Below are 4,781 nucleotides of genomic sequence, written 5' to 3' on the forward strand. Positions count from 1 at the left end.
AACCCTCCCCCCGCTTTCCGCCCCTAATATAAACCTTTAATCCACACCCGTTCCCCCGCCCCCCCCCCGCGGCCCCGGGTCCGGAAGCCTCGTTAATAACCGAGTGCCTTGAGGTCTTCCAGCGTCTTGCGAGTGATGGCGATGGTGGTCTCGCGCTCTTCGCCTACCAGATCGAGGCGCGGCGGTTTCACCGTTTCTGCCGAACCCGTGATGATGTGCTCAGCGAGCTTGATGTGCTGGACCAGTTTCACCACCGTGTCGAGGTGGAACAGCGGGGTCAGGGCAGCATACAGTTTGCGTGCCGTCGCGAAATCACCCTTGACTGCAAGATTCAGAAGGTTGACCGATTCCTTGGGCAGCGCGTTCGCCATCCCTGAGACCCATGCCTTTACGCCCAGGGCGGCACTTTCAAGAATCAGATCGTCCACACCGCAGACCACCGCAAGGCGACCGTCGAACCGGCTGATCAGGTCGGTCACACGTGTGGTTTCGTACGACTCTTCCTTGATTGCAACAATGGTGGGCTCCTCGAGCAGTTGCTCGACGACATCAGGCGTCAGGTCCACCCCATAGCCGCGCGGATTGTTGTACAGCAGGATATCAAGGCTGGATGCCGTCGCAACGGTCTTGTAAAAAGCCACCGTTTCACGAACGTCCGACTTGTAGGTCAAGCCCGGGAAGACCATCATGCCATCGATGCCGATCTTTTCGGCTTCCTTGGCATACGCCACGGCGTTCTCGGTGTTCGTTTCCGCCAGACCCGAGATGATGGGTATGCGGCCTTTGATTACCTCTTTCGCCGTATGCAGGACCGTCAGCTTTTCTTCCGGTGTGAGTTGTGCGTTCTCGCCCACCATACCCATCATCACCACGCCGCTGACACCATTCACGATCAGGCGTTCAAGCCCTGCGCGGATAGCCTCGATGTCGAGCGTGAAGTCGGATTTCAGTTTGGTGGTAACTGCGGGGAAGACGCCTTGCCAATTGATAGCCATGATCCATTCCTTCTCTAAAGTCGAGGGTCCGTGACGCCTCGCGCAACTTGTGTATATTGGATCCAAAGAAAGCGTTCAAAAAATACTGCAACGCCTGCAGCCCTCAAGAGAAACGAATTAGTATCCTGGATCCAATATTCATAATTAAAACACGAAATGAAACCGAAGATTCTAGAGGTTTACCCTAGACACCACGTCACGTTTTGCGACGCATGGACTTCAAAATGTAAGCCTGATCTGCAAGCTATTTTCAATATGGATAGCTAACCATAACTCCTACGAGCGAAGATAGATTTAATACTTGACGCAGATGAGGAGCGATCCGCCGCGGCCGATCACTGAACAGGACGACCATTGTCTGCGCACGGGAAAGTAAAAGTGCGCTGACGCGCATTAGCAGGATCACTGACGTACGCGGGAACGCACCTCTGGTGGATTATAGGAATGCGCGGCAAGCTCACCGGAGCGCGTTCTGTAATTTATGTGCGCTCTCAGCTTGCCATAAGGTACACGGGATGAAGAATTACAGACGAGGCTAGCGAAATCAGCGCGTGACCACCGCGTCAACAACCGACATGATCTGTTGTGCGGCCGTCTTGACGTGCTGCTCCAGCAGTTTGGCCCCAAGCTTCGCGTCGCGCTTCCTGCATGCCTGGACCAAGGCCATGTGCTCGGCATGCGACTGTTCGCGGATCGGCACCTGCACGGCCTGAAAGCGGAAATAACGGTCGCAGCGGTCATGCAACACTCGCAACATCTGCAGCGTGATATCCCGCTGCGCAGGCAGATAAAGCGTTTCGTGCAAACGCCAGTTCAGTTGCCCCCATACGCCCGAGTCCGCCTTGTCCATTTCCTTGACAAGCCGTTCCGCCTTGCCCATCTCGGCCTCGCTGATGCGCGGGATAGCTTCGGAAAAGATCCACGGCTCAAGACGCAGTCTGATGTCAAACGTCTCCCTCACTTCGTCTATCGACAGTTCGGAGACGTATGCGCCCTTGTGCGGGACATTGGTCAGCAACCCCTCTGCCGTCAAACGGGTGATGGCCTCACGGATAGGAACGCGGCTGACGCCGAGTTCCTCGGCGAGCGCTTCCTGCCGCAATGCCTCACCCGGAGCCAGGTCGCCGCTCAGGATTCGCTGCCGAACCGCCGTTGTGACGAGTTCGACTGTAGTTGGCCGGACAATCTTGCGCGTGCTTTCGTCCGCGATAACTTCGCTCATCGTGGACGCTTCTTTGGTACGACGTTTGGCGGCTACCGGGGGCATGATCAGTTTCAGTAAAGGATTGGATACAGTGGGCATGCTACCACGTCGCCGGCTTTCGGATACAAAATCCAATGGCCGACGCTGCATCACTGCAACGCTTTCCGTACCCACGCGCCGTTCTTCATCACGCCAGCGATGCGCTCACCCTGCCCGGCAAGGACACTGATATCTCTTAGCGGATCACCGTCAACAACGAGCAGGTCAGCGAAGGCTCCCGGGGCGACGACTCCAAGACGGCCGTGCTGTCCAACGATTTCGGCACCCACAACCGTGGCCTGACAGATCGTCTCGAAAGCACCAAGAATTTCTGAACGGATCGTCAGTTCATCGCTTTGATACTCGTGCATGTCGCCCAGCAGATCGCTGCCAAGACCCATTTTCACCCCGTTACGTTTGAGTAGCTCGAGCGCTTTCAGGCCCTGAATACGAACGTTCTCGTTTTTCGCGAGAGCACTTTCTGACACGCCGGCCTTCGCACCGACCTTGCTCATCGCGTCATAGGTAACGAGCGTTGGCACCGCAAACGCTCCAAACTCTGCCATGACAGCCGCCGCCTCGTCATCGATCAGGTTGCCGTGCTCAATCGTGCGTACCCCGAGCTTCACGACGCGAGCGATCGCCTTGCCTGTGTAGGCATGCGCCATGACATAGGTCTGGTGCGACGCGGCTTCCTCGACGATGGCCTTGACCTCGTCGCCGGAAAACTGCAGGTTCCCAATCGGATCTGTTGGCGATGCGACGCCACCCGACGCCATGATCTTGATGTGGTGCGCGCCGGCGCGCATCTCTTCACGGACAGCCTTGCGTACGTCGTCCACACCATCGACGATACGCCCGATTGCCCCGAGATTGCGGTGACAGCCACAGGGGTCGGGATCGGAGTTGTCGAAGCGCTCGCGGAAGTCACCATGACCGCCCGTCTGCGACAGCGCCTTACCGGCCACGAATAAGCGCGGCCCCGCGATCACTCCCTCCTCGATTGCACGTGAGAGCGCGTAGTCGGCGCCGCCGGCATCCCGCACGGTTGTGAAGCCCCGGTTGAGCATACCGCTCAGGATCGGTACCGCCCGCAAGACGGCAAAGGTGTTCGGCAAACGCCCGTTGTTACCGAGGTGCGCAACCGATGCAATGACGTGCACATGGCAGTCAATCATACCCGGCATGACCGTCTTGCCCCCAACGTCAATAACCTGCGCGCCATCTATCGACACCGGTTCGCGGGTGACGTCCTTGATGACCTCCCCGTCCACTACAATCGAATAGCGGGCATTGTCGTTTTCGTGATTCACGTCCAGGACGCGTGCGTTTTTCAAGATCAACATTTCAATTCCCCAGCTGATTTTTGAGCGACCCACCGGTCGCGGTAGATCACTTCAGCAAAAAGCCTTTGGCGAGCGGATCACGGTCATCGACAAAGATCGTGTTGTGTCCCGTCACCCGCGCCCACCCTTCAATGCTCGGAATAATCGCGTCGAATTCACCCACCTTGGCCGCTTCTTCCGGCACACCATTGAAGAGCGTTCCAATAATGCTTTCGTGAACAAAACGTTCACCAATCTTAAGTTTGCCCTTGCCGACCAGATGTGCCATTCGGGCGGACGTCCCAGTGCCGCAAGGCGACCGGTCGATCGCCTTGTCACCGTAGAACACAGCATTGCGAGCGCTTGCACCTTCGACCGTCGGTTCGCCTGTCCACATCACGTGGCTCAGACCACGGATTTCTGCCTTCTCGGGGTGAACGAACTGATACTTCTCGTTCGCTTTCTGGCGCAGGATCGGGCTCAGACGCTGAATATCCGAAGGCTTGAGTGTGTGGAGGCCACCGAAGTTTTTCTGCGGTTCGACGATCGCGTAGAAATTGCCGCCGTAGGCGACATCGAAGCGGATTTCGCCGAGCCCCTCAACGTCAACCGTCAGGTCCGTCGAGTGAAGGAATGATGGAACATTGATGAGCTGCACCGAGTCGACGTTGTCTCCGTCCATCTTGTAGCGCGAAACCACGAGACCGGCCGGCGTGTCCAGACGCAGCACACCGGGTTCACGCGGACGCACCAGACCGTGCTCGATGGCGGTTGTTACCGTCCCAATGGTGCCGTGGCCACACATCGGCAGACAGCCGCTGACTTCAATAAACAGGATGGCAACGTCACAGTCGGACCGGGTCGGCGGATAGAGGATACTGCCCGACATCACTTCATGACCCCGAGGTTCGAACATGAGCGATGTCCGGATCCAGTCAAACTCGCGTTCAAAATGTGCGCGTCGCTCGATCATGTTCGCTCCTTCCAGCCGCGGCGCGCCTTCTGCGACGACCCGGACCGGATTGCCACATGTATGTCCGTCGATGCAAAAGAATGTCGATTTCATAACCCTGCCCCATCCAAAATTACATACAAAAAGTAGCCCGGTGATGGCCACCTGTTCTATTCACCCAGATACGCTGCCCGCACCTTCGGATCATCCAGCATCTGCTTCGCGTCGCCGGACATCGTGACCAGACCCGAGTCCATCACGTAGCG

The 4,781-nt window shown here is 57.3% G+C and carries 5 protein-coding genes; all 5 read right to left on the reverse strand.

The window, feature by feature from the left end:
- Nucleotides 1-92: 92 nt before the first annotated feature.
- Nucleotides 93-995: a dihydrodipicolinate synthase family protein gene (locus P0D89_RS50930; protein WP_408369545.1), complete on the reverse strand. Its 903-nt coding sequence runs from the start codon at nt 993-995 to the stop codon at nt 93-95.
- 544 nt (nt 996-1,539) lie between these two features.
- A complete protein-coding gene (locus P0D89_RS50935; protein ID WP_408369557.1) occupies nt 1,540-2,217 on the reverse strand; it encodes a GntR family transcriptional regulator in 678 nt (225 codons plus the stop codon).
- Between the two features lie 131 nt (nt 2,218-2,348).
- On the reverse strand, nt 2,349-3,584 hold the full coding sequence (locus tag P0D89_RS50940) for a metal-dependent hydrolase family protein (protein WP_408369548.1): 1,236 nt from the start codon (nt 3,582-3,584) through the stop codon (nt 2,349-2,351).
- A gap of 46 nt (nt 3,585-3,630) precedes the next feature.
- A complete protein-coding gene (locus P0D89_RS50945; protein WP_408369551.1) occupies nt 3,631-4,629 on the reverse strand; it encodes a 4-hydroxyproline epimerase in 999 nt (332 codons plus the stop codon).
- 56 nt (nt 4,630-4,685) lie between these two features.
- Nucleotides 4,686-4,781, reverse strand: a 96-nt coding sequence (locus P0D89_RS50950) for an ABC transporter ATP-binding protein C-terminal domain-containing protein (RefSeq protein WP_494478175.1), incomplete at its 5' end; no start/stop codon positions are given.

The organism is Paraburkholderia sp. RL18-085-BIA-A (genome assembly GCF_046027075.1).
Taxonomy (GTDB): domain Bacteria; phylum Pseudomonadota; class Gammaproteobacteria; order Burkholderiales; family Burkholderiaceae; genus Paraburkholderia.